This window comes from Variovorax soli (genome assembly GCF_031454625.1).
In the GTDB taxonomy this organism is placed as follows: domain Bacteria; phylum Pseudomonadota; class Gammaproteobacteria; order Burkholderiales; family Burkholderiaceae_C; genus Variovorax; species Variovorax soli_A.
This window is the reverse complement of sequence record NZ_JAVDRF010000001.1, coordinates 253,982-276,554: the sequence shown is the minus strand read 5'-3', so window position 1 is coordinate 276,554 and position 22,573 is coordinate 253,982. Positions and strand designations below refer to the sequence as shown.

Below are 22,573 nucleotides of genomic sequence, written 5' to 3'. Positions count from 1 at the left end.
AATTCCATGTTCGGCATCGCTGACTACGGCGCGTTCGTTATCGCCATCATTATTTTTCTGGCGATTCCAGGGCCGGGCAATCTGGCCATCATCACTTCCACCGGCAAGGGCGGCATCCGCGGCGGTCTGGCGGCTGCTTTCGGTCTGATCGCCGGCGACCAACTGCTGATGTGGGCGGCCGTCGCCGGGGTGGCCGCGCTGCTCAGCGCTTATCCGCCAGCCTTCAAGGCGGTGCAGTGGCTGGGCGCGGCCTACCTGGGCTGGATGGGATTCAGGATGTTGACGGCCAAGCCGGGCGCCGCCCCGGTGCTCAACATCCGCCCGCGCCAGTATTTCCGGCAAGCCCTGATGATCACGCTCTTGAACCCCAAGGCCATCGTCTTCTACATGGCCTTCTTTCCGCTTTTCGTCGACCCGGTTCGCCACCAGGGTCTGCTGACGTTCGGCGCCATGGCACTGACGATCGCGGTGCTGACCTTCGCCTACTGTCTGGCCGCCACGCTGCTCACCCACTTCCTGGCGGAGCGGCTGCGCGCCAATCCGCGTATCAAGACGGCGCTTGAAAAGCTGGCGGGCGTGTTCCTGATCGGCTTTGGCGTGAAGCTGGCGGCCTCCCAGTAGCATGGCGAAGATCTTCTGCATTGCGAACCAGAAGGGCGGCGTGGGCAAGACCACGACCACTGTCAACCTCGCCGCCGGGCTGGCCAAGGTGGGGCAGCGGGTCCTGATGATCGACCTGGACCCGCAAGGCAACGCGACGATGGGCTCGGGCATCGACAAGCGACAGTTGGAAACGACCGTGTACGACGTGCTGCTCGAGTCCGCCTCGGTGGCGGAAGCGCGCGTGAAGTCCGAGAAATGCGGCTATGACGTGCTGGGTGCCAACCGCGAGCTGGCGGGCGCAGAGGTGGAGATGGTGACGCTTGATCGCCGCGAGAAGCGGCTGCGCACCGCGCTGGCCGCCGTCGGTGCCGAGTACGACTTCATTCTGATCGACTGCCCGCCCAGCCTCAGCCTCCTGACGCTGAACGGTCTTTGTTCCGCACACGGCGTGATCGTCCCCATGCAGTGCGAGTACTTCGCGCTCGAGGGCCTGACCGATTTGGTCAACACGATCAAACAGGTGCACGCCAACCTCAACAAGAACCTGCAGATCATCGGCCTGCTTCGAATCATGTTCGACCCGCGTATCACCCTGCAGCAGCAGGTCAGCGAGCAGCTCAAGGGGCATTTTGGCGACAAGGTGTTCGACACCGTGATTCCCCGCAATGTGCGTCTGGCCGAGGCCCCGAGCTACGGACTGCCCGGCGTGATCTTCGATCCGGCCGCGCGCGGCAGCCAGGCCTTCATTGCCTTTGCAGAGGAATTGGTGCGCAAGATGCCGCCAGCCAGCGCGATGGCCGGGGCCGGCGCGGCCGCACCGGTGCCCATGGATGCTCCGCCGATCACCGTTCAGGTCCCGAATGCCCTCTGAGGGCCGCCGGATCATCTCTTCTTGCTATCAATTTTGCAGCAGATGACTTCACCCGCCATCCTGTTGCTGCCTGGCTGGCAGAACAGTGATGCCTCGCACTGGCAAAGCCGCTGGCAGGCCGTGCATGGCGATCGCCGCGTCGAGCAGCACGAATGGATGCGGCCATTGCGGGGCGACTGGTCGGCGCGCCTCGAGGAAGAAGTGCTGGCCGCAACGTCGCCGGTGGTGCTGGTGGCGCACAGCCTGGGCTGCATCCTGGTCGCCGCCTGGGCCGCCCATTCGCGCAACACCCGGAAGGTCCGGGCCGCGCTCCTGGTCGCCCCGGGTGATCTCGAGCGCGAGGACCTGCGCCAGATGATTCCCGGCTGGGCGCCGATCACGCGCCAACGCCTGCCATTTCGCGCGCTGGTGATCGCCGCCACTGACGATCCCTACTGCAGCGCCGAGCGTTCGCGCGACATGGCGCGCGATTGGGGCGCCCGCTACCACGACACGGGCCCCGGCGGCCATCTCAACGGCGAATCCGGGCTGGGCGACTGGCCAGAGGGCCGGCAACTGCTGAACGAACTCCTGAAAGACGAATGACCTCGATGGCCACCAAGAAACCCAAGGGCCTCGGCCGTGGACTCGAAGCCCTGCTGGGGCCGACCTTCACCGGTCCGGACAGCTCGGCCAACGACGATGCCGCACCGCCCAACCCCACGACCCTGAGCCTCGACCAGATGGTCCCCGGCGTCTACCAGCCGCGCACCCGGATGGACGAGGGCGCGCTCTACGAGCTGGCCGAGAGCATCAAGGTGCAGGGCATCATGCAGCCCATCCTGGTTCGCCGCCTCGACGGCGATGCATCACGCGCCAACAACGCTGAGTTCGAAATCATCGCGGGCGAGCGCCGCTTTCGCGCGGCCAAGCTGGCGGGCCTGGACAGCGTGCCGGTGCTCGTGCGCGACGTGCCGAACGAGGCCGCGGCAGCCATGTCGCTCATCGAGAACATCCAGCGCGAAGATCTCAACCCGTTGGAAGAGGCGCAGGGCCTGCAGCGCCTGGTCTCCGAATTCGGGCTGACCCACGAGTCGGCCGCCCAGGCCGTCGGCCGCTCGCGCAGTGCTGCCAGCAACCTGCTGCGTCTGCTGAACCTCGCCGAGCCCGCACAGGCGATGCTGATGGCAGGCGACATCGACATGGGCCATGCGCGCGCGCTGCTGTCGCTGGACAAGGCCACACAGATCACCGCGGCCAACCAGATCGCCGCCCGGAAACTCTCGGTGCGAGAGGCCGAGGCGCTGGTCAAGAAGCTGGGCGCCGAGTTCAGCCTGCGCCCGACCGTGCGGCGCGGCGTCGCAGAAAAATCGCGCGACCTGCAGCGCGTCGAGGAAGAGTTGGCCGACCTGCTGGCGGCCGAGGTCGAGGTGCGCATCAAGAAGCGCAGCAAGCGAGGAGGCAAGGTGGAGCAGAGCGGCGAGCTCGCGATCCACTTCGGCTCGCTCGAGGCCCTCAACGGCCTGATCGATCGCATCCGCCAAACGGCCTAGCCGCAAGAGGGAAGTCCTAGCTTCCGGACGATTGTCCGGGGGCTTCTTAACGCCTATGCTCTGCCCGTTACTTTTCTTAACGTTAAGCAGAAAGTTCTCTGAGGGACCCCGACCATGACCATCGCCCGTTCTTCGCTCGCCGCCGCTGCCGTGGGGGCTCTTTTCCTGACCGGCTGCCAGACCACGGACATGCAAATGGGCAGTCAGAGCGCGAAGACCGTCGCGACGGGCAGCGCCGCCGGCACCGCATCGGCCAATACCAGCGGCTCGCTGGAACGCTGCGCCTCGCCGTTGGGCACTGTCTCGCTGATCGAGAACCAGTCGGCCGGCTGGTACACCATCTTGCGCAATGAATACAAGCTGCCGCCCACCGCAAACCTGTTGCGCCTGCTGGTGCAGCAGTCCAACTGTTTCGTGGTGGTGGAGCGCGGCGCGGCAGGCATGAACGCCATGTCGCGTGAGCGCGACCTGATGGCTTCCGGCGAGATGCGTCAGGGCAGCAACTTCGGCCGCGGCCAGATGGTCGCTTCGGACTACGGCCTGTCGCCCGAGATCGTGTTCAGCAACAGCAATGCCGGCGGCATGGGCGGCGGGCTCGGCGGCCTGGTCGGCGGCCGCTACAGCGGCGTACTCGCGGCGGTCGGCGGCAATCTCCAGACCAAGGAAGCGAGTGCCTTGCTAACGCTGATCGACAACCGTTCAGGCGTACAGGTCGCGGCTTCCGAGGGCAGCGCCTCCAAGACCGACTTCGGCGCCTTCGGCTCGGTCTTCGGCGGGGGCGGCGCCGGCGGCCTGGGCGGCTACACCAACACGGCGCAGGGCAAGGTGATCAGCGCTGCCTTCATGGACGCCTTCAACCAGATGGTCGTCTCGCTGCGCAACTACAAGGCGCAGACGGTGCAGGGCCAAGGCCTGGGGGGCGGTGGACGGCTGGGCGTCGACGGCGGCGCGGCGCCTTCGCAGACCTCGGCACCGGCGGCGCGTGCGCCGGCGCGCCGCAAGTAGGCTGGGCTTCAGGAGGGACCGGGCATCGGCCTTCGAGCCTTTCAGAGGCTGAAGATCTTGCCCGGGTTCATGATGTTCTTGGGGTCGAGCGCGCGCTTGATGGTGCGCATCATGTCGATGGCACCGGCCCCGGTTTCGTTCACCAGGAACTCCATCTTGTGCAGCCCCACGCCGTGCTCGCCGGTGCAGGTGCCTTCGAGCGCCAGCGCGCGCGAGACCAGGGCGTGGTTGAGCTTCTCGGCCGTCACGCGTTCCTCGGGAGCATTCGGATCGAGCAGATAGCCGAAGTGGAAATTGCCGTCGCCTACGTGCCCGACGAGGAAGTAAGGGATGCCGCTGGCATCGGCTTCGGCCACCGATTCGAGCAGGCAGTCCGCGAGCCGCGAGATCGGCACGCAGGTGTCGGTGGAGATCACGCGACAGCCCGGGCGCGACTGCACCGCCGCGAAGTAGCTGTTGTGCCGTGCGGTCCATAGCCGCGTGCGCTCTTCCGGCGTGCTGGCCCATTCGAAGGCCTTGCCGCCATGGCCGCTGGCCAGTTCCTGCACAGTCTCCGCCTGTTCCTTGACGCCCGCCGGCGAGCCGTGGAACTCCATGAGGAGCATCGGCTCCTCGCGCAGAGCCAGCTTGGAGTAGGCGTTCACCATGCGCACGGTGTTGACGTCGATCAGTTCCACGCGCGCGATCGGCACGCCCAGCTGGATGATCTCGATCGTGGTGCGCACGGCAGCCTCGATGCTCGGGAAGGAGCAGATGGCGGCGGACACCGCCTCGGGCAATGGATAGAGGCGCAGGGTGATCTCGGTGACCACGCCCAGCGTGCCCTCGCTGCCGACGAAGAGACGCGTGAGGTCGTAGCCGGCCGACGACTTCTTCGCGCGGGTGCCGGTGCGGATCGGCTCGCCGCTGGCGGTGACCACCTCGAGCGCCAGCACGTTCTCGCGCATGGTGCCGTAGCGCACCGCGTTCGTGCCGCTGGCGCGCGTGGCCGTCATGCCGCCGATGGAGGCATCGGCGCCGGGGTCGATGGGGAAGAAGAGGCCTGTGCTCTTGATCTCTTCGTTCAGCTGCTTGCGCGTGACGCCGGGCTCCACCGTGACCGTGAGGTCCTCGGCATTGACCGAGAGCACGCGGTTCATTCGGCTCACGTCGATGCTGATGCCGCCCTGCACCGCGAGCAGGTGGCCTTCGAGCGAGGAGCCGACGCCGAAGGGGATCACCGGCACGCTGTATCCGCTGGCGAGCTTCACCGCGTCCGCCACGTCCTGCGTGTTCTCGGCGAAGACCACGGCCGCCGGCGGTGGTGCGTCGAACGAGGACTCGTCGCGGCCGTGCTGTGTGCGCACCGCGAGCGCCGTGGAACAGTTGTTGCCGAAGCGAGCCTTCAGGGCTTCGATCAGTACGTCGGGCACCTCGCGCAGCGCGATGGCCGGCGTAAGGTGGGAGAGGGCGGTGGGCGCATTCATCGGCGGGTCTCCTGAGGGAGCTACCATTCTACGAACCACCTTCCACGAGGACAGCCCCATGGGCAACCGACTCACGCAGATCGCCACGCGCACCGGCGACGACGGCACCACCGGCCTCGGCGACAACACGCGCGTGCCCAAGGACCACCTGCGCGTGCACGCGCTGGGCGAGGTGGACGAGCTCAACTCGCATGTCGGCTTGCTGCTGTGCGAGCCCATGCCGGAACCGGTGCGCGAACTGCTCGTCGATGTGCAGCACCAGCTCTTCAACCTGGGCGGCGAGCTCTCGATGCCCGGGCACACGCTGCTGAAGGACGAGGCGCTGCTGCAGCTCGACAACGCGCTGGCCGAACACAACGCCGCGCTGCCGCGGCTGGCCGAATTCATCCTGCCGGCCGGCACCCGCGGGGCCGCGCAGGCCCACGTGTGCCGTACGGTTGCTCGGCGTGCCGAGCGTGCGCTGGTCGCGCTGGGCCACGAGGCCGAGCTCAATGACGCCCCGCGCCGGTACCTCAACCGCCTGAGCGACCTGCTGTTCGTGCTGGCGCGCGTGCTGAACCGTGTGGATGGCGGCGACGACGTGTACTGGAAGAGCGAACGGATGGCACGCGCTGCCGCCGCTGGCGACGCATGAAATACCCGACCCGAGGAGACCGACCCATGCCCAACAAGCCCCTCTCATGCGCGTGTGCCGCCGCACTCGCGGCCTGGCTTGCACTGCCGCTGGCGGCAGCCGCGCAGAACGCGAACGATCCCCCCACGCCGCCGCGCGCCCATGCCCGCAAGCCGCCGCCGCAGAACAGCAAGGTTCTCGGTGGCATCCAGCACGGCACCGACGCCGCGGGCCGCAGCATCGAGCACGCCGACGCGGCCACGCGCCGGGGTGTCAACAACACCTCCGAGCGTGCGAGCCGGCCGATCCGAAATTTTGGCGAATCGCTGGGCCGCAAGCTGCCCGGGGGGCACGGCCGCGGGGCGCCGCCCGTCGGTCCGCAAGGCAGCGCGCCCTGAGAGGGCCCCGCGGGTCTTTGCCGCCTCTTACACCGGGCGGATCGCCCGGATCATCGCGTCGACGAAGGAGGGATTCAGGCGGCGGCTGCGGCGCTCTGGGCGCACACGTTGCCCCCCGTGATGGTCAGGCGCAGCCCGCCGCCATGCCATTCGAGCCAGTTGAGGGCCACGTAGGCTTCGATGTCGGCATCGGAGATCTGGTCGGCTTGGCGTTGCTTCAACAGGTGGACCGTGGCGGGCAGGGCCTGCCGCAGCCTTTCCCGCGCCGCGGCCTGCTCGGCCGCCGCAGGGGAGGGATTGCGCGTAGGAAGAGAAGTCGATGCCTTGGCCAAAATCGCTCCGATCGCAGACGAAAGAGACCAATGTACGCTTCCTGCGCGCGCCGTCACGGACCTTTTTCGCGAATTCTCGTGAGCACCCTCGCCGTCGAGGGCTTTCTACTTGCGCGGCGTCTTCAGCAGCTTGCTGACCTCGTCCACGTTGGCGCGGATGCGCTGGCTGACGATGTCGAAAGCCTCGGCCTGGGATTTCGCGGCGAGCTCCGACAGTTCCCGGATGTCGTCCAGCGCCTGCTTGAAGGCGGCCTTGCCCATGGCATCGAGCTTGGCGAGGTTCTCGCGCGGCTCGGCAGGCGACATGCCCTTCACCGTGCCCTGCCAGTCGACGATCGACGCCTTGAGCATTTCGGTCTGTCGCGCCACCACGGCCTGCAGGCCCTGATAGGAACGCTCGTTGGCCTCCATCAGTGCCTGCAGGTCCTTGCGCCCGCTCTCGACGATGGTGCTGGCCGCGCCGGCCAGCGGGAGATTCTGCAGGCGTTCGGCCATGCCTTTGAGCGGCTTGATGAAAGCCTCCTGGACATCGTCCGCAGCCGTCGACCGTGCCTTCTTGGCGCTGGCCGTGCTGCTCGTCTTGCTGCTGGTTGCCATGCTTCTCTCCGCGTTGTGGTTGGAGCCGCCACGATACGCCCACACCCTGGCCGGATGGAAGCTGCAAAGCCCCAATTCTTCTTGTCTTGTAATTTCGCACGCATGTGCTAAATTGGATGGCATGGACGCGAAGACTCAGAAGAGCGAGCTGACCCGCACGGCAATCGTCGGCGCGGCGATGGACCTCGCCTCGGCCGAGGGCCTGGACGCCATCACCCTGCAGGCTGTCGCCACGCGGCTGGGCTTGTCGAAGAGCGGCGTGTTCTCCCGCGTCGGCTCGCGCGAGGCGCTTCAGAAGGCGGTGATCGAGGAGTTCGGCCGCCGCTTCCTGGCCGACGTGTTCGTGCCCGCCATGCAGAAGCCGAAGGGGCTCGCGCGGCTCGACGAGATCGTCTCGCGCTGGATCGTGCGCACCCGCGACGTGGAGACCGAGACCGGCTGCATCTATACCGCCGGCGCCTTCGAGTTCGACGACCGCGAGGGCGAACTGCGCGACCTGCTGGTGGCGGAGGTCACGCGCTGGCGCGCCGCCCTGCGCCGCACCGTGCTGCAGGCGATCGAAACCGGCGAGCTGCGGCCAGACACCGATCCCGCCCAACTCGTCAGCGAGATCAACGGCCTGATCATGTCCCTGCTGCACGACGCGCGCTTCCTGCGCGACCCCCACGCCGCCGACCGGGCCCAGCTCACCTGGCAGCGGCTGCTGGCCGGTTACCGGGCCTGAATCCCATGCGGGCCATCCCCCTTGTCTTTAGCCTGCCTAAATTTCGCACATCCGTGCGATAAAGGAGAAAACCATGTTGATCGCTCTATTGTTTCTCGGTGCCTGCCTGATCGGGCTGGGCGCGCGCACGGTCTTCGAGACGGTGCGCAGCCTCCCGCAGAAGAACGAGGACTGGGTCTGGTACTGAGAAACAAGGAATCCGTCATGACGACTGCCCCGTCCCCCGCCGCCCCCTCTGCCGCGTCCTCCAACTACTACGGCACCAGCCCCTGGATGCGCGCCCTGCGCCTGGCCCTCGGCGCATCGCAGCGGGCCTGGCCCGCCCTCGGAGTGCGCGCCGCGTACCGCCTGTTCGGCACGCCTCTGCCGCTCAAGTGGCTGAACCGCCGCCATGGCCCCGAGGCCGGCTGGCAGCGCGAGGCCTGGGCCTTCGAAAACGCCAGCCTGGGGCTGTACGCACGCGACACGGCCTCGACCGACGCCCCGCGCGTGCTGCTGGTGCATGGCTGGGGCGGCCACGCCGGCCAGATGCTGCCGCTGGCGCAGGCCCTGACCGCTGCCGGCTTTGCCCCGCTGCTGCTGGAGATGCCGGCCCATGGCAGGAGCGCAGGCACGGTGAGCAACCTTCCGCAGTTCGCGCGGGCCATCGACTACGTGGCGGCCCGGCTGGCCCTGGAGGGCACCGCGCTCAAGGCGATCGCGGCGCACTCGCTGGGCGCCAACGCCTTGGCCTATGCCGCCAGCCGCGGCCTGCACGTGGAACGTCTGGTGCTGTTGGCGCCACCCGCATCGCCGCATGCGTTCACCCGCTATTTCGCCCATGTGTTCGGCCTCAGCGAGCGGACGCGTGCCGCCATGCAGCACCGCATCGAGGCGCGCGAGGGCATCCTGATGCCGCTGCTGGAGCCGGCCGCTGTCGGTCCGCGCATTGCGCAGCCCACGCTGGTGGTCCATGACCGCGGCGACCGCGTGAATCGTTTCGCCGACGGCGTGGCCTACCGCGACGCGATCGCCGGCGCAGAACTCGTCGCGACGCAGGACCTGGGCCATCGCCGCATCCTGAGGGAGCCCTCGGTGCTGCAGCAGGTGACCGCCTTCATCTCGAAGGCGAAGGCTTGACCCAGGGCGCTCAGCGCGCCGCCAGCGCCGCCCCGTCGGGAAGCTCGATCTTGACCTCGAGCACTTCGAGATCGTCCTGCTTCTCCAGGTGGACCTTGATGTCGTCGGCGTTGATCGACACGTACTTGGAAATCACCGCGATCAGCTCGCGCTGCAGTTCCGGCAGGTAGTCCGGCCGGCGCTTGCTGCTCAGGCTGCTGCGCTCGTGCGCAAGAATGATCTGCAGCCGCTCCTTGGCGACCGCCGCCGTCTTCTTCTTTTCGCCCAGGAGGAACGAGAGGAAGGACATGGCTTATCTCCCTCCGAAAAAGCGCTTGAAGAAGCTGGGCTTCTCGGCGTCGACGAAGCGCATCGGCCTGTCCTCGCCAAGGAAGCGCGCGATCACGTCGGCATAGGCTTGCGCCACCATGCTCTCCTGGTCGTGGATCACCGGGATGCCCTGGTTGGAAGCCTGCAGCACGCTCTCGGACTCCGGGATCACCCCGATCAGCTTGATGCGCAGGATGTCCTGGATGTCCTCCAGCGACAGCATCTGGCCACCGGCCACCCGGTTCGGGTTGTAGCGCGTGATCAGCAGGTGCTCCTTGATCGGCTCGCCGCCTTCCTTGGCACGCTTGGTCTTGGAGCCCAGCATGCCCAGGATGCGATCGGAGTCGCGCACCGAGGACACCTCGGGGTTGGTCACGATCAGCGCCTCGTCGGCGTAGTGCATTGCCATCAGCGCGCCGGTCTCGATGCCCGCGGGCGAGTCGCAGACGATGTAGTCGAAGCCCTGTTCGCTGAGCTCGTTCAGGATTTTCTCCACGCCCTCCTGCTTCAGCGCGTCCTTGTCGCGCGTCTGCGAGGCGGCCAGCACGAACAGGTTGTCGCACTGCTTGTCCTTGATCAGTGCCTGGCTCAGGTTGGCCTCGCCCTGGATCACGTTGATCAGGTCGTACACCACGCGCCGCTCGCAGCCCATGATCAGGTCCAGGTTGCGCAGGCCGACGTCGAAGTCGATCACGGCCGTCTTCTTGCCCGCCAGCGCGAGCCCCGATGCAAAGCTCGCGCTCGTGGTCGTCTTGCCGACGCCGCCCTTGCCCGAGGTCACCACCACAATCTTGGCCATTCCAGTCCTTCCTAGTTCAATTGTTCAGTTTGCGCGCGTGCGGGCCGCCGCCGCCGGGCCGCCCCACGGCTGCCGCGCCTTGCGCGCGCGGAGTGGCGAACCATACGAAGTGGCAAGCCGCCAGACTCATGCGATCGCGCTCATCACGATCTTTTTTCCATCCAGCGAGATCTGCGCCGCCCTGCCCGCGATCTCCGCGGGCAGCGCGACTTCCGCGGTGCGGTAGATGCCCGCGATCGCGACCAGCTGCGCTTCCATGCAGGTGGTGAAGATGCGTGCCTCGGTGTTGCCGCGCGCTCCCGCGATCGCCTTGCCACGCAGGGGCGCATAGACATGCACGTTGCCGTCCGCGATCACCTCGGCGCCGAAGCTCACCACGGCGGTCACCACCACATCGCCACCGCGCGCATAGACCTGCTGGCCCGAGCGCAGCGGCTTGTCGATCACCAGCGTGCCGCTGGCCGGCACCGGCAGCTCGCGCACGATCTGCGGCTGGGGCGCCTCGGCGGGCGCAGCGGGCGGCCGCGGGCTGGGCGCCGGCGGCACCGGCATCGTGGTCACCGAAAGGCCGGCTGCCCGTGCCGCGAAGTTCTGCGCATCGCTGCCGCCGCGCACCGCGACCGGCTGCGTCTGGTGGCGCGCCAGCAGGGCGCGCAGGGCAGCGAAGTCGATGCCCGATGCCGCATCGTCCTGCTCGAGCTGCGAGAGGTCGATGACCACCGGCTCCTGGTCGAAGAAGTCAGGGGAATCGGCGAGCTGTGCGTCCAGCGCCTCGGCCAGCACGCCCAAATCGGCGGTCTTGAGGATCACGGCGATCAGCGGAAGCGTCGCGCTCTTGAATTCGAAAACCGCTCGGGTGCGCGCGGCGGATGCGTCGGCCATGGAAAACGTAGGTGCGAAAAGCGTTGGAGTCTAACGGGCAGTGGCGGGCAACCTGTCGATGCTTCATGGAAAGATGACGCGGCACAACACATCTTGCATGGGGTTTCACATTGATTCGTGCACGCAACACCTGCACGAAAGAGCGCTTGACTCCTACAAGCACCACCCCCGTGTTTTCAGACACTCTGCCGCTTCGAAATAGCACGGGACCTCCTTCCTTCCTATGCAACCCATCCTCGACATTCGAACGGTGCAGCCGGGCCTCTTTACCTACAGCCTCGGCGCCGCACCGGAGGCCGAGCTCCAGTGCGGCGATTTCTTCGACACCGCTGAACGCTGTCTGCTCGACGCGGGGCAGGGGCTGCATCACTACTTCGACCGCGTCCAGATCCGCTTCGCCGGCCTCGCGCTGGGCAGCTACCCCGTCGCGCGCATGGTCGACGATCCGCTCGGGCTGTTCCAGGAGCTCATGGCGAGGATCCTACGCACCTACCGGACCCGCGCCCTCCCGCGCTGGAGTCCGCCTCAGGCGGTGCGCGAACGGTTGAGCAGGGCGTAGAGCAGGATCGCACCGAAGGTCGCGGTGCCGATGCCGCCCAGTGCGAACTGGCCGAACTTCAGCGTGAAGTCGCCGGTGCCCAGGATCAGCGTGATGGCCGCCACGATCAGATTCCTGTTCTGCGAGAAGTCGACCCTGTTGTCGACCCAGATCTTCGCCCCCGCCACCGCGATCAGTCCGAAAACCACGATGCTCACGCCGCCCATCACGGGCAACGGGATCGCCTGGATCAGCGCTCCGAATTTCGGGCTGAAGCCCAGCAGCAGCGCGATCAGCGCCGCCACCACGAAAATCGCGGTCGAGTAGATCTTGGTGGCCGCCATCACGCCGATGTTCTCGGCGTAGGTGGTCACGCCCGTTCCGCCGCACGCGCCGCTCACCATGGTCGCGATGCCGTCGCCGATGAAGGCGCGGCCCAGGTAGGGATTGAGGTCGCGCCCCGTCATCGCGCTCACCGCCTTGATGTGGCCCAGGTTCTCGGCCACCAGGATCACCGCCACCGGTGCGATCAGCAGCATGGCGTTGGCCTCGAACACCGGCGCTGCGAACTTCGGCAGGCCGAACCACGCCGCCGCGGCCAGCGGCGCGAGGTCGATCGGCTTGCCCAGCCCCAGGCCGTTGGCCAGCACCGCATAGATGAGGCTCGCGGCAATCAGCCCCATCAGGATCAACAGGCGCTGCACCATGCCGCGCGTGTAGACCGCGATCAAGCCCACGCACAGGAAAGTCAGCGCCTGCATCCAGGTGTCGAAGCCGGTCGGCGCCATGTTCTTGATCGGCACGCTCGCGAGATTGAGCCCGATCACCGCCACCACCGCGCCCGTCACCACGGGCGGCATCAGCCGCTCGATCCAGTGCACGGCGACGTCCTGCTCGATCTCCTCCACCTCCACGCCGCGGATCGGCGCCGACTTGTGGTGCCGCTCGTTGGTGACCGCGACCAGCACGCCGATCAGCACGTAGACCGCGCCGCACGCGATGATGCCGCCGAGTGCCACGCCGAGGTTGGCGTTCGGTCCCTGGCCGGCATAGCCGGTGGCCGCGATCACCACGCCGATGAAGGCGAAGCTCGAGCCCAGGTAGCTCGGCACCCGGCCGCCCGTCACCACGAAGAAGATCAGCGTGCCGATCCCGCTCATCAGGATCGCGATGTTCGGATTGAAACCCATGAGGATCGGCGCCAGCACCGTCGCGCCGAACATCGCGATCACGTGCTGCACGCCCATCGCGGCGGTCTGCGGCCAGGGCAGGCGCTCGTCCGGCGCCACCACGGCGGCATGCCCGGCCGCGACCTCGCGCCAGCGCGGAAAGAAGGAATCGCTCATGGTCTTTTTCTCCTCGTTGTTGTTCTTGGGCGGGCGCGCTCAGCCCTGCGGGATCAGCACGGCCATGGTGAGGCGCGAGACGCAGGTCAGCTCGCCGGCGTCGTTGCTGAGGTCGATCTGCCACACCTGCGTGCTGCGGCCGCGGTGCACCGGGCGCGCAACGCCCGTCACCCAGCCCGACGTGGTGGACTTGAGGTGGTTGGCATTGATGTCCAGGCCCACCGCGCGATGGCCCTCGGGTGCCGAGTAGTGCGCACCGCAGGAGCCCAGCGTCTCGGCCAGCACCACCGACACGCCGCCGTGCAGGATGCCGTAGGGCTGGCGCGTGCGCGTGTCCACCGGCACGCGGCCGCGGATGAAGTCCGGGCCGATCTCGAGGAACTCCACGCCCAGCGTCGCGACCGCCGTGTTCTCGTGGCTGCGGGTCAGTTCCTCGATCGAGATCTCTTTTTTCCAGATGGACATCGGTTTCTCCAGGTCGTGATGTGGCCAAAACTATAGCGACTGGCCCTGACATGACGGGACGCCCGCAGACGACAAGGCCGAACGGCCGCCGGCCTAAGCTGCGGCGATGACGCGAACGCGACGATGGCTCCTCGGCACTGGCGTGGCGGTGTTGCTGTTCCTGGGCGGCCTGGGCTGGTTTGCCTGGCGCCTGCTGCCGAGCGACGATGCGCTTGCGGCGCGCATCAGCGAGGGCTTCGAGCGCGCGAGCGGCATCGGCTTGCGGGTGGGCGGCGCGACCTGGTCGCTGCGGCCGGCGCCCGTCGTGGTGCTGAGCGATCTCGCGACCGCGCAGCCGCGGCCGATCACCGTGCGCCGCATGGTGCTTCGGCCGCGGCTCTCGGCCCTTTTACGGCGCACCATCGCCATCGAAGCGATCGAGGTCGAAGGCGCCGTGCTGCCGCAGCCTTCGGTGCGCGCCTTCCGCGGCCGATGGAAGGGCGACGGGGTCTCCGGCATGATCGCCGGCGCGTGGACCCCCGCCGAAATCCCGGTCGAGCGCCTGCGGCTGCAGGACCTCGTGTGGATCAACCGCCGCGACATCGCGCTCGCCTACGACGCCGAGCTGCGCTTCGACCCCGGCTGGCGCCCGCGCGAGGCGGAAGTACGGCGCCCCGGCGTGTCGCCCACCACGCGCCTGCGCCTGACGCGCGAAGGCGAGGAGGACCGCTGGCGCGTCCAGATCGATGCCGGCGGCGGAACCTGGAACGGCCAGGCCGCGCTTCAGACGGTGGACAAGGGCGGCCTGCGCCTCGGCGCCGAGCTGGAGCCGCGGGGCGTGGACGTGGGTGAACTGGTGACCGCCTTCGGCCGGCACAAGGCCATCGAGGGCCGCTTCGACGGCCGCACCGAAGTGCGCAGCGAGGGCGACAACGTCGGCGAGCTGGTCCGCCACCTGAACACCCGCACCCGCTTCGCCATGCGGCCCGCGACGCTGAAGGGCTTCGATCTGTCGAAGGTGGTCGGCCCGCCGGGCGCCGCGCGCGGTGGCCAGACGGTGCTCGACGAGCTCACGGGCACGGTCGAGACGCAGAACACGGGGGACGGCATCCTGCTGCGCTACCAGGGCCTGCAGGCGCGCTCGGGCGTGCTCAGCGCCAGCGGCAGCGCGAGCGTGCTCAATCGCCGTCTGAACGGCGAGATGGCGATCGACCTCGTCGACGGCTTGGTCGGCGTGCCGCTCAAGCTGGCCGGCACGCTCGACAACCCTCAGTTGTCGATGACCGGCGGCGCCCTGGCCGGTGCCGCGGTGGGGACGGCCGTGCTGCCCGGCGTGGGCACCGCCATCGGCGCGCGCGTCGGACAGCAGGTGGAAAAGCTCTTCGGCGGGGAGGACGAGAAGAAGACGCCGCGGCGCCCGGCGCCTTCCAAGGCGCGCTGAGCCGGCGCTCCTTGCCGTCACGCGGGCCTGAATCCCGGCAGTGCATGCATGCGCTGCTTCAATGCCTCGATGAAAGCCGTGACCCGCGCCGGCCGGTACAGCCCCGGCGGCAGCGCCACGTGGATGCCGATCGGCTCCAGCCACCAGTGCGGCAGCACCCGCTTGAGCCGGCCGGCCTGGATGTCCGCGTGGCACATCCAGGGCGCGGCGGCGCCGATCCCGGCGCCGTTGAGGATCGCGCGGTAGCTCGACAACAGGCTGTCGGTTTTGATCGGCGTGTCCAGCCGCACCATGCGCGAACGACCCGAGCGATCGAGCAGCCGCACGCTGCCTTCCACATAAGGCACGAGACCCACACAGGGCAGCGTGGGCAGCCGCGCCAGCGTGACCGGGCCGGTGCGCTCGAGCAGGCCCGGCGTGGCGATCAGCACGCGCTCCATGGCGCCAAGGTGGCGGCACACCAGCCCCGGGTCGCGCACCTCGCCCACGCAGACCCAGCATTCCGCCCCCGAGGCCGCGAGGTCGACCACGCGATCGGTCAGCGTCAGCTCGATGCGCAGGCCGGGGTGCGCGGCGCGCAGGTCCGTCACGGCGTCCGTCAGGAAGCCGGTGCCATAGCCCGAGGGGCCGATCACGCGCAAGGTGCCCTCCGGCCGGCTCTGGCCGCCCGACAGCCGGTGCGACAGGCCCGACCACCGATCGGTCAGGTCGTGCGCCTCGGCCAGCAGCGAGCGGCCTTCGTCGGTCAGAGAAAAGCTCGCGGTCGTGCGCAGCGCCAGCTTGCAGCCCAGCAGCCGCTCGAGTTCCAGCAGGCGCCGGCTCACCGTCGGCTGCGTGGTGTCGAGCAGGCGCGCCGCCTTGCTGAGCGATCCGCTCTCGCCGATGCGGATGAAGGTGGCGAGCAGGTCCAGGCGGTCGTGGGTGTACTTCATGCGCATGACGTATAGCACTTCATCGCTCCATACGTCTACCCGCCAGGGCGCTCTGTTCGTATCGTGCGCGGCATGAACAACCCGGCCTCCATCGCCCGCACCGTCGGCGACACGCCCCAGGGCGGCACCGTCCTCGGCTTTTACGCGCCCAAGGGCGCGCCGCGCCCGCCGCGCATCGCCCGCGGCGAGGGCATCTTCCTGTGGGACGCCGACGGACGGCGCTACCTGGACGCAACGGCCGGCGCAGTGGTGGCCAACATCGGCCACGGCAACCCGCGCGTGCTCGCCGCGATGACCGAGCAGGCGGCCAAGGTCAGTTTCGCCTACCCCCGCTTCTTCGAGAGCGAGCACAACATCGCGCTGGCCGATCGCGTCTGCGCACTGGCGGGCGAGGGCTTCGATCGCGCTTTCTTCGTCTCGGGCGGCTCCGAGGCCAACGAAGCGGCGCTCAAACTGGCGCGGCAGTACGCGGTGGTCACGGGGCAGGGCAGCCGCAGCAAGGTGATCTCGCGCGACCCGAGCTACCACGGCTCCACCCTGGGTGCGCTCGCGGTCACCGGCGACGCGAACACGCTGGAGCTGTACGGGCCGATGATCCGCGCGATGCCCAAGGTGCCGGCGCCGCTGTCCTACCGCGTGCCGCAGGGGCACACGGCCGCCTCTCACGAAATGGCCTGCGCCGACGAACTCGAGCAGGCCATCCTGCGCGAAGGTCCCGAGACCGTGCTCGCTTTCATCCTCGAACCCATTGGCGGCCTCTCGACCGGCGCGGTCGTGTCGTCGCCCGCGTACTTCGAGCGTGTGCGGCAGATCTGCGATCGCCATGGCGTGCTCGTCATCTACGACGAGATCATGAGCGGCGCCGGCCGCACCGGCGCCTTCCTCGCCGCGCACCACTGGCCTGCCGCGCGACCCGACCTGGTCACGCTCGCCAAGGGGCTGGCTGCGGGCTACACCCCGCTGGGCTGCCTGCTGGCGCCCGACCGCATCGTCGACGCCGTGGCCGGCAGCGGCGGCTTCGTGCATGGCCACACCTACTTCACCAATCCACTTTCATGCGCGGTCGCGCACGCCGTGGTCGACGAGGTGATCCGCCAGGACCTGGTCACGCGGGCGCGCGAGCGGGGCGAGCTGCTGATGGCGCGGCTGCGCGACATCGCGGCGCGCTCGCCCATCGTGGGCGACGTGCGCGGCAAGGGCCTGCTGACGGCGATCGAGATCGTCGCCGACAAGTCCACGCGGCGGCAGCTGCCCGCGTCCTTCAACGCGCCCGCGCGGCTGACCGGGCACGGGCTGAAGCGTGGCATCGCGCTCTACAACCGGCGCGCCAACCTCGGCGCCTTCGGGGACTTCCAGATGATCACGCCGCCGCTCACCATCAGCGAGTCCGAGATCGACACGCTGGCCGAGCTGCTCGAGACATCGCTCGCCGATCTTGCCGACGAGATCGCGCGCAACGGCCTCTCGGCCTGACCTTTTTCCATCCTCCAAAGGCTCACCATGATCGATCGTCTCCTGCAGGCCGCGCTGGCCTGCGCCAGCCTTGCCTTCGCCGCTGCCGCCCCGGCGCAGATCGCCGCCGGCAAGGGCCCCATCAAGCTGATCGTCGGCTACCCCGCCGGCGGCTCGGCCGATGTGCAGGCGCGCACCTTGTCCGACAAGCTCGCGGCGGAGCTCGGCACCACCGTGGTGGTCGACAACCGCACCGGCGCCGGTGGCCAGATCGCCGCCGAGTACGTGCGCAACGCTGCGCCCGATGGCCTCACCGTGCTGCTGGCCAACATGCACATGATGGTGATGCTGCCGCTGACCTCGAAGTCGGTCCGCTACGACCCGGTGAAGGACTTCAAGGCCGTGGGCCGCATCGCCAGCTTCTACGAAGCCATCGCGGTGCCCGCCGCGCTGCCGGCCAAGGACGTGAAGCAGTGGCTGGACATCGCGCGCGCCGATCCGCAGAAGGCCAGCTACGGCGTGCCCGCGCCAGGCAGCGTCGCGCAGTTCATCGGCTATCGCCTCGGTGCCGAAGCCAAGGTCAACCTGGTGGCCGCGCCCTACCGCGGCGCCGCACCGCTGGTGCAGGACCTGCTCGGCGACCAGATCGCGGCCGGCATCACGCCCATTGCCGACCTGGTGCCCCACCTGCAGGGCGGCAAGCTGAAGCTGCTGGCGGTCAACGGCGCGACGCGCGCCGCGCTGCTACCCGACGTGCCCACGCTGAAGGAGCTCGGCCAGCCCTACTTCGACAACCTCGAATGGACAGGCTTGTTCGTGCCGGCCGCAACGCCCAAGCCGATCGTCGACCAGCTGCATGCGGCGCTCGGCAAGGCACTTGCCAACAAGGAGGTGCAGGAGCGGCTGCTCAAGCTCAGCAGCAATCCCCACCCGAGCAGCGGGGACGAGCTGAGCCGGCTCATCGAAGACGACCTCAAGCGCTGGGGGCCCGTGGTGAAGGCCTCGGGCTTCACCTCCGAATGAGCTGCATTCCCCCGCACAAGCCGCTTCATCTTCCGGGGGTCCACGGCTATGCCAACCGCAAGAGCGTGGCGGCCGGTGAACTGCTGCGCTTCCACGTCAGCAGCGACAGGCCCTGGCAGCTCTCCGTCTGCAGGCTGGGCAGCGACGTGGAAGGGTGCAGCGACGACGTGGTCCTGCATCGCTTTGCGCCCTCGGCGGCGCGGGTGCAGCCCATTCATCCGGGCTCCTACGTCCATGTCGACAAGGGCTTGCCCGCCGCACTGCCCTTGCGCGGCCTGACGGTGGAATGCTGGGTCAAGCCGTGGCGCGTCGACGTGCGCCAAAGCCTCATCGGCCAGTACGACTTTCCTGCCCGGTGCGGCTGGGGCCTTTTCATCGAGGAGGGCGGCGCGCTGGGCTTGCACCTCGGCGATGGCGGCGCCTTCCAGGCGGATGCGCTGCAGGCCCGCGGCCGCCTGGCCGCGCGGCGCTGGCAGCATGTCGCCGCCACGTGGAACGGCCGGGTGGCCGCGTTGTGGATCGACGGCGTGCAGGCCGGGCAATGGGAGGCCGCGCAGGAAGTGCGGCCCGGCCCCGCACCGCTGCGCCTCGGCGCCGCCGCCGTCGACGGCCTGGCCGACCTCTTTGCCGACGCCGACCTGCTGATGCCCGTGCTGTACGACCGCGCGCTGGAAGCGGGGGAGATCGCGCAGCGTTTCGCGGGACGCGGCCTGGTCGTCCCCGCCGGCCGCTCGGTGCTGGCGTGCTGGCCACTGCGCGAGGAACGCGGCGCGCAGGTGGCCGATGCGAGCGGCCATCAGCGCACCGGCCGCATCGTCAACCATGGCACCTGGATGATCGTCGGCCCGGCTTTCGAGCCGGCCAAGGTCGGCGCCGGCGAAGACACCGAATCGAGCTACGACCCCTTCAGCGATCCGACCCGGGGCCACGGCCTGCGGCTGGCGAGCGACGACCTGTACGACTGCCGCTGGGAGGCCACGCACGTGTTCCGCGTGCCGGAGGACGCAAGGTCCGGCCTCTACGTCGCTCGCCTGCGCTTCGAGCTCGACGGCCGAGAGGCGGACTACGACATCACCTTCATCGTCCGCAAGCCCGCGCATGCGGCGCGCGCCCCCATTCTCGTGCTGTGCGCCGTCAACAGCTGGCTGGCTTATGCGAGCACGCCTTTCGCGAAGAACGTGGTGGACGATCCCGTGTGGCCGCGCCGCTCGGCGGGCCTGGAGAGCTGCCATCCGCAGGCGCCCGCCTACTGCAGCTACACCTACCACCGCGCCGGCCAGCCCTGCTACCAGGTCGGCCTGCGCATGCCGTGGCCGAACGGGAGCCCCAATGCGCTGTACGACCCCGAAGGCAGCGGGTTCAGCCAATGGGCGAGGCTCGAACGTCGCCTCCATGTGTGGCTGGAGCGCGAGGGCTACGACTTCGATGTCATCGGCGACATCGACCTGCATCGCGATCCATCGCTGCTCTCGCGTTACCGGACTGTCGTCGTCAACGGCCACAGCGAATACTGGTCGACCCCGGCCATCGATGGCCTGGACGACTACCTTCGCCGCGGCGGCAGCGCGATCGTGCTCTCGGGCAACACCATGTACCTGCGCGTGAGCTACGACGAGGACATGAGCGTCATGGAGCAGCGCAAGGTCAACGGCCCCGGCCATGACGAGACCGTGCCGCCGGTGGGCCCGCCCGCGGGCTCCTTCGGCGAGCAGTACCACAGCCAGGACTGGGCGCGCGGCGGTCGCCTCAAGGCGTCGGGTCGCGCGGCCGCCGACATCGTCGGCCTCGAGACGGCGGGCTGGGCCTTCGCCGACGGCGAGGACTTCGGCGTCTACCACGTGACGCAGCCGCGGCATGCCCTGTTCAACGAGCCGCATCCGCTCGGCCTCGAAGAAGGCCAGACCTTCGGCCACGCGCCGGGCGGCGGGCTGCCGCGCGCGATCGGCCACGAGTGGGATCTCACCATCGCCACCCTGGCGCGCATGACGAAGCAGGTGTCGCCGGGTGCGTCGCTGCCCGTGCCGCAGCAGGGCATCGAGGTCATTGCCCGCGGCATCCGCCGCGTGCCCGGCCGGCTCGACGCCTACCTCGACTGCTTCTCGAACCTCACCGAATCCATCGACGGCCTCTCGGCCGAGATGATCTATTGGGAACGACCTCAGGGCGGCCGTGTGTTCCACGCGGGCGCGGTGGGTGCGGCCTGGGTGCTGGGCTGCGACCCGCTCTTCGGCCGCTTGCTGCGCAATGTGCTGTACCGCTTCGGGGTCCGGCCCGGGGAGTGAAGCTCAGCCCGCGAGCAGAGCGCCCAGGCGCTCCACGTCGACATTGCCGCCGCTGATCAGCACCCCCACGCGCAGGCCGTGCAGCTGTGCCTTCATCGCGCGCGCGGCCGCGAAGCCCAGGCAGCCGGTGGGCTCGACCACCAGCTTCATGCGCGTGGCGAAGAAGCGCATTGCCTCGACCAGCTGTGCATCGCTCGCCGTCAGCACGTCGTCGACATCGCGGCGGATGATGGCGAAGGTGTGCTGCCCCAGGTGCTGCGTCTGCGCGCCGTCGGCGATGGTCTTGGGCGTATCGATGTGGACGATGCGTCCGCTGCGGAAGGACTGCTGCCCGTCGTTGCCCGCTTCCGGCTCCACGCCGTAGAGCTTGCACTGCGGCGCGAGCGCCCGCGTGGCCAGCGCCGAGCCGGAGAGCAGCCCGCCGCCGCCCAGCGGCACGAACAGCGCATCGAGCGGGCCCGTTTCCTCGAACAGCTCCTTGGCCGCCGTGCCCTGGCCGGCCATGACGTCCGGGTGGTCGTAGGGCGGGATCAACGTCATGCCGTGCTTCTGCGCCAGCTCGCGCCCGATCTGCTCGCGATCGTCCTTGTAGCGGTCGTAGATCACCACCTGCCCGCCGTAGCCCCGGGTCGCCGCCACCTTCGCGGCCGGCGCGTCGTGCGGCATCACGATGGTCGCCGGCATGCCGAGGATGCGCGCCGACAACGCGATGGCCTGTGCATGGTTGCCCGAGGAGAAGGCCACCACGCCGCCGCGCCGCTGCGCCGGGTCGAACTTCGCGAGCGCATTGAAGGCGCCGCGGAACTTGAAGGCGCCCATGCGCTGCAGGTTCTCGCACTTGAAGAAGAGTTGCGCGCCCAGTTCTTCGTCCGCCGTGCGCGAGCGCAGGACGGGGGTGCGATGGGCATGGCCTTCGAGGCGCAGCGCGGCGGCGGCCACGTCGTCGAAGGTGGGGAGCTTCAAGGTGTCTGGCATGCGGGCACTTCCTTTGTTGAACGGATTATCCGTAGCGCGAGGAATCGGCCATCCCCGGGCTCGAGATCGTCCTTTCCGTCGCGCTTTTTTCCGCCGATGCCCTGTTGGCTGACCCCCGCCTTGCCGATAGACAGGCATGAGCACGTGGAAGATGCCCCCACAGGGCCCGCCGAACTACCGAATCCTGCAGCGCGAAGGCTGCACGATCGTGTACGGCCACATGCCGCTCGGGAGCTGGCTGCGCCTGCTGCGGCAGGCGAGCGACCTGCATGTGCTGCATGCCGACGTGGCGCGCATGCTGGGCGCCACGGCCGTCCTCGGCCCGCCGGAGGGCTTGGCGCGCCTGCGCGAGCAGGAAGCCGCCGCCGCCACCGGCCGGGTGCGCGCGCAGCTCGGCCGCGCGGCGCGCCGGCTGGACGCGCAGGCAGTGCGCTGGCTGGCAGCCGGCGAGCAGGGCCTGTCCAGCCTGGCGCTCTTCACGCTGCTGACCGGCGTGCGCCCGCCCCACTACGGCGGCGCCGCGCTGGACCTGCCAGGCAATGCGCAGCAATTCCGGCGCTGCCGCCTGCTCGTGGAACAGGTGCCTTCGCTGCAGCCCGCGCTGCGCCAGCTCGCACGCCGCGTGGCCGATCCCGAACTGGTGTCCTGGGCGGCCCTGGCCGAAACCTGGAAGGACCTTTGCGCCCAGATGGACCACGAATGGCCGGCCTGGCGCACGCAGCCCGGGCGGGCGCCGGGCGTGAACGCGATGCTGGCCTGCTTCCACGAGGTCGAGACCGACCGCGCCGTGCTCCAGGCCAGCCGCACGACCGCGTCGCTGCCGCTGCCTTACGGCGTGCCGGACCGGACCCCGCGCCGAGGCGGGGGACGCTGGCTGATGTAGGAAGCGG

At 68.9% G+C, this 22,573-nt stretch carries 25 protein-coding genes; 15 read left to right on the top strand and 10 right to left on the bottom strand.

Annotated elements, in window-relative coordinates; genetic code table 11:
- Positions 1–6: 6 nt before the first annotated feature.
- From J2739_RS01380 to J2739_RS01360, 5 genes are all read left to right on the top strand, one after another.
- Positions 7–621, top strand: coding sequence for a LysE family transporter (locus J2739_RS01380; protein ID WP_309897911.1), 615 nt, complete (start codon positions 7–9; stop codon positions 619–621).
- 1 nt (position 622) lies between these two features.
- Positions 623–1,474, top strand: a complete 852-nt coding sequence (locus J2739_RS01375; RefSeq protein ID WP_309897910.1) for a ParA family protein — start codon at positions 623–625, stop codon at positions 1,472–1,474.
- A 42-nt stretch (positions 1,475–1,516) separates the two neighbouring features.
- Positions 1,517–2,059 carry an RBBP9/YdeN family alpha/beta hydrolase gene (locus J2739_RS01370; protein WP_309897909.1) on the top strand — a complete coding sequence of 181 codons (543 nt, stop codon included), beginning with the start codon at positions 1,517–1,519 and terminating at the stop codon, positions 2,057–2,059.
- Positions 2,060–2,064: 5 nt separating this feature from the next.
- A complete protein-coding gene (locus J2739_RS01365) occupies positions 2,065–3,006 on the top strand; it encodes a ParB/RepB/Spo0J family partition protein (RefSeq protein WP_309897908.1) in 942 nt (313 codons plus the stop codon).
- 114 nt (positions 3,007–3,120) lie between these two features.
- Positions 3,121–4,011: a CsgG/HfaB family protein gene (locus J2739_RS01360; protein WP_309897907.1), complete on the top strand. Its 891-nt coding sequence runs from the start codon at positions 3,121–3,123 to the stop codon at positions 4,009–4,011.
- A 41-nt stretch (positions 4,012–4,052) separates the two neighbouring features.
- On the opposite strand, the gene J2739_RS01355 is transcribed toward J2739_RS01360, so the two are convergent.
- Complete coding sequence (locus tag J2739_RS01355) at positions 4,053–5,477, bottom strand: FAD-binding oxidoreductase (protein ID WP_309897906.1); 1,425 nt, start codon at positions 5,475–5,477, stop codon at positions 4,053–4,055.
- Positions 5,478–5,535: 58 nt separating this feature from the next.
- On the opposite strand from J2739_RS01355, the gene J2739_RS01350 reads away from it, so the two are divergent.
- Together J2739_RS01350 and J2739_RS01345 are read left to right on the top strand one after the other, a co-directional pair.
- Positions 5,536–6,111: a cob(I)yrinic acid a,c-diamide adenosyltransferase gene (locus J2739_RS01350; RefSeq protein ID WP_309897905.1), complete on the top strand. Its 576-nt coding sequence runs from the start codon at positions 5,536–5,538 to the stop codon at positions 6,109–6,111.
- A 26-nt stretch (positions 6,112–6,137) separates the two neighbouring features.
- Positions 6,138–6,488: a hypothetical protein gene (locus tag J2739_RS01345; RefSeq protein WP_309897904.1), complete on the top strand. Its 351-nt coding sequence runs from the start codon at positions 6,138–6,140 to the stop codon at positions 6,486–6,488.
- A 74-nt stretch (positions 6,489–6,562) separates the two neighbouring features.
- Here the strand turns inward: J2739_RS01345 and J2739_RS01340 are convergent, their stop codons facing one another.
- Complete coding sequence (locus tag J2739_RS01340; protein ID WP_309897903.1) at positions 6,563–6,709, bottom strand: hypothetical protein; 147 nt, start codon at positions 6,707–6,709, stop codon at positions 6,563–6,565.
- Positions 6,710–6,925: 216 nt separating this feature from the next.
- Positions 6,926–7,417: a TIGR01841 family phasin gene (gene phaP, locus J2739_RS01335; RefSeq protein ID WP_309897902.1), complete on the bottom strand. Its 492-nt coding sequence runs from the start codon at positions 7,415–7,417 to the stop codon at positions 6,926–6,928.
- 121 nt (positions 7,418–7,538) lie between these two features.
- Here phaP and J2739_RS01330 point away from each other — a divergent pair, with 121 nt between their 5' ends.
- Both J2739_RS01330 and J2739_RS01325 read left to right on the top strand, forming a co-directional pair.
- Complete coding sequence (locus J2739_RS01330; RefSeq protein ID WP_309897901.1) at positions 7,539–8,141, top strand: TetR/AcrR family transcriptional regulator; 603 nt, start codon at positions 7,539–7,541, stop codon at positions 8,139–8,141.
- Positions 8,142–8,345: 204 nt separating this feature from the next.
- Positions 8,346–9,260 carry an alpha/beta hydrolase gene (locus tag J2739_RS01325; protein ID WP_309897900.1) on the top strand — a complete coding sequence of 305 codons (915 nt, stop codon included), beginning with the start codon at positions 8,346–8,348 and terminating at the stop codon, positions 9,258–9,260.
- A gap of 10 nt (positions 9,261–9,270) precedes the next feature.
- On the opposite strand, the gene minE is transcribed toward J2739_RS01325, so the two are convergent.
- From minE to minC, 3 genes are all read right to left on the bottom strand, one after another.
- Complete coding sequence (gene minE / locus J2739_RS01320; protein WP_309897899.1) at positions 9,271–9,549, bottom strand: cell division topological specificity factor MinE; 279 nt, start codon at positions 9,547–9,549, stop codon at positions 9,271–9,273.
- Between the two features lie 3 nt (positions 9,550–9,552).
- On the bottom strand, positions 9,553–10,368 hold the full coding sequence (gene minD, locus J2739_RS01315) for a septum site-determining protein MinD (protein ID WP_309897898.1): 816 nt from the start codon (positions 10,366–10,368) through the stop codon (positions 9,553–9,555).
- A 126-nt stretch (positions 10,369–10,494) separates the two neighbouring features.
- Positions 10,495–11,250, bottom strand: a complete 756-nt coding sequence (gene minC, locus J2739_RS01310; protein WP_309897897.1) for a septum site-determining protein MinC — start codon at positions 11,248–11,250, stop codon at positions 10,495–10,497.
- A gap of 223 nt (positions 11,251–11,473) precedes the next feature.
- On the opposite strand from minC, the gene J2739_RS01305 reads away from it, so the two are divergent.
- Positions 11,474–11,809, top strand: coding sequence for a hypothetical protein (locus tag J2739_RS01305; protein WP_309897896.1), 336 nt, complete (start codon positions 11,474–11,476; stop codon positions 11,807–11,809).
- Here the strand turns inward: J2739_RS01305 and J2739_RS01300 are convergent.
- Both J2739_RS01300 and J2739_RS01295 read right to left on the bottom strand, forming a co-directional pair.
- Complete coding sequence (locus J2739_RS01300) at positions 11,776–13,134, bottom strand: solute carrier family 23 protein (protein WP_309897895.1); 1,359 nt, start codon at positions 13,132–13,134, stop codon at positions 11,776–11,778. The genes J2739_RS01305 and J2739_RS01300 overlap by 34 nt on opposite strands.
- A 39-nt stretch (positions 13,135–13,173) precedes the next feature.
- Positions 13,174–13,599, bottom strand: coding sequence for a hotdog fold thioesterase (locus J2739_RS01295; protein ID WP_309897894.1), 426 nt, complete (start codon positions 13,597–13,599; stop codon positions 13,174–13,176).
- A 106-nt stretch (positions 13,600–13,705) separates the two neighbouring features.
- Between J2739_RS01295 and J2739_RS01290 the strand changes: the two genes are divergently transcribed.
- A complete protein-coding gene (locus J2739_RS01290; RefSeq protein ID WP_309897893.1) occupies positions 13,706–15,019 on the top strand; it encodes an AsmA-like C-terminal region-containing protein in 1,314 nt (437 codons plus the stop codon).
- Positions 15,020–15,036: 17 nt separating this feature from the next.
- Here the strand turns inward: J2739_RS01290 and J2739_RS01285 are convergent, their stop codons facing one another.
- Positions 15,037–15,969, bottom strand: a complete 933-nt coding sequence (locus tag J2739_RS01285) for a LysR family transcriptional regulator (RefSeq protein ID WP_309897892.1) — start codon at positions 15,967–15,969, stop codon at positions 15,037–15,039.
- Positions 15,970–16,023: 54 nt separating this feature from the next.
- On the opposite strand from J2739_RS01285, the gene J2739_RS01280 reads away from it, so the two are divergent.
- From J2739_RS01280 to J2739_RS01270, 3 genes are read left to right on the top strand one after another with little or no spacing between them, the layout of a single operon-like run.
- Positions 16,024–17,424: an aminotransferase family protein gene (locus tag J2739_RS01280; RefSeq protein WP_309897891.1), complete on the top strand. Its 1,401-nt coding sequence runs from the start codon at positions 16,024–16,026 to the stop codon at positions 17,422–17,424.
- A 27-nt stretch (positions 17,425–17,451) separates the two neighbouring features.
- Complete coding sequence (locus J2739_RS01275) at positions 17,452–18,426, top strand: Bug family tripartite tricarboxylate transporter substrate binding protein (RefSeq protein WP_309897890.1); 975 nt, start codon at positions 17,452–17,454, stop codon at positions 18,424–18,426.
- Entirely contained in the window at positions 18,423–20,708 is a 2,286-nt protein-coding gene (locus J2739_RS01270; RefSeq protein WP_309897889.1) for a N,N-dimethylformamidase beta subunit family domain-containing protein, read from the top strand. Before J2739_RS01275 ends, J2739_RS01270 begins: the two co-directional genes overlap by 4 nt.
- Before the next feature lie 3 nt (positions 20,709–20,711).
- Here the strand turns inward: J2739_RS01270 and J2739_RS01265 are convergent, their stop codons facing one another.
- The gene (locus J2739_RS01265) at positions 20,712–21,683 is read right to left on the bottom strand and encodes a threo-3-hydroxy-L-aspartate ammonia-lyase (RefSeq protein ID WP_309897888.1); all 972 of its coding nucleotides are present in this window, start codon (positions 21,681–21,683) and stop codon (positions 20,712–20,714) included.
- 136 nt (positions 21,684–21,819) lie between these two features.
- Here J2739_RS01265 and J2739_RS01260 point away from each other — a divergent pair, with 136 nt between their 5' ends.
- Positions 21,820–22,566 carry a hypothetical protein gene (locus tag J2739_RS01260; protein WP_309897887.1) on the top strand — a complete coding sequence of 249 codons (747 nt, stop codon included), beginning with the start codon at positions 21,820–21,822 and terminating at the stop codon, positions 22,564–22,566.
- Positions 22,567–22,573: the final 7 nt, after the last annotated feature.

Coding starts and splice junctions, on each gene's coding strand:
- J2739_RS01380 (WP_309897911.1), top strand. CDS start 7: ATGTTCGGCATCGCTGACTACGGCGCGTTCGTTATCGCCATCATTATT.
- J2739_RS01375 (WP_309897910.1), top strand. CDS start 623: ATGGCGAAGATCTTCTGCATTGCGAACCAGAAGGGCGGCGTGGGCAAG.
- J2739_RS01370 (WP_309897909.1), top strand. CDS start 1,517: ATGACTTCACCCGCCATCCTGTTGCTGCCTGGCTGGCAGAACAGTGAT.
- J2739_RS01365 (WP_309897908.1), top strand. CDS start 2,065: ATGGCCACCAAGAAACCCAAGGGCCTCGGCCGTGGACTCGAAGCCCTG.
- J2739_RS01360 (WP_309897907.1), top strand. CDS start 3,121: ATGACCATCGCCCGTTCTTCGCTCGCCGCCGCTGCCGTGGGGGCTCTT.
- J2739_RS01355 (WP_309897906.1), bottom strand. CDS start 5,477: ATGAATGCGCCCACCGCCCTCTCCCACCTTACGCCGGCCATCGCGCTG.
- J2739_RS01350 (WP_309897905.1), top strand. CDS start 5,536: ATGGGCAACCGACTCACGCAGATCGCCACGCGCACCGGCGACGACGGC.
- J2739_RS01345 (WP_309897904.1), top strand. CDS start 6,138: ATGCCCAACAAGCCCCTCTCATGCGCGTGTGCCGCCGCACTCGCGGCC.
- phaP (WP_309897902.1), bottom strand. CDS start 7,417: ATGGCAACCAGCAGCAAGACGAGCAGCACGGCCAGCGCCAAGAAGGCA.
- J2739_RS01330 (WP_309897901.1), top strand. CDS start 7,539: ATGGACGCGAAGACTCAGAAGAGCGAGCTGACCCGCACGGCAATCGTC.
- J2739_RS01325 (WP_309897900.1), top strand. CDS start 8,346: ATGACGACTGCCCCGTCCCCCGCCGCCCCCTCTGCCGCGTCCTCCAAC.
- minE (WP_309897899.1), bottom strand. CDS start 9,549: ATGTCCTTCCTCTCGTTCCTCCTGGGCGAAAAGAAGAAGACGGCGGCG.
- minD (WP_309897898.1), bottom strand. CDS start 10,368: ATGGCCAAGATTGTGGTGGTGACCTCGGGCAAGGGCGGCGTCGGCAAG.
- minC (WP_309897897.1), bottom strand. CDS start 11,250: ATGGCCGACGCATCCGCCGCGCGCACCCGAGCGGTTTTCGAATTCAAG.
- J2739_RS01305 (WP_309897896.1), top strand. CDS start 11,474: ATGCAACCCATCCTCGACATTCGAACGGTGCAGCCGGGCCTCTTTACC.
- J2739_RS01300 (WP_309897895.1), bottom strand. CDS start 13,134: ATGAGCGATTCCTTCTTTCCGCGCTGGCGCGAGGTCGCGGCCGGGCAT.
- J2739_RS01295 (WP_309897894.1), bottom strand. CDS start 13,599: ATGTCCATCTGGAAAAAAGAGATCTCGATCGAGGAACTGACCCGCAGC.
- J2739_RS01290 (WP_309897893.1), top strand. CDS start 13,706: ATGACGCGAACGCGACGATGGCTCCTCGGCACTGGCGTGGCGGTGTTG.
- J2739_RS01280 (WP_309897891.1), top strand. CDS start 16,024: ATGAACAACCCGGCCTCCATCGCCCGCACCGTCGGCGACACGCCCCAG.
- J2739_RS01275 (WP_309897890.1), top strand. CDS start 17,452: ATGATCGATCGTCTCCTGCAGGCCGCGCTGGCCTGCGCCAGCCTTGCC.
- J2739_RS01270 (WP_309897889.1), top strand. CDS start 18,423: ATGAGCTGCATTCCCCCGCACAAGCCGCTTCATCTTCCGGGGGTCCAC.
- J2739_RS01265 (WP_309897888.1), bottom strand. CDS start 21,683: ATGCCAGACACCTTGAAGCTCCCCACCTTCGACGACGTGGCCGCCGCC.
- J2739_RS01260 (WP_309897887.1), top strand. CDS start 21,820: ATGAGCACGTGGAAGATGCCCCCACAGGGCCCGCCGAACTACCGAATC.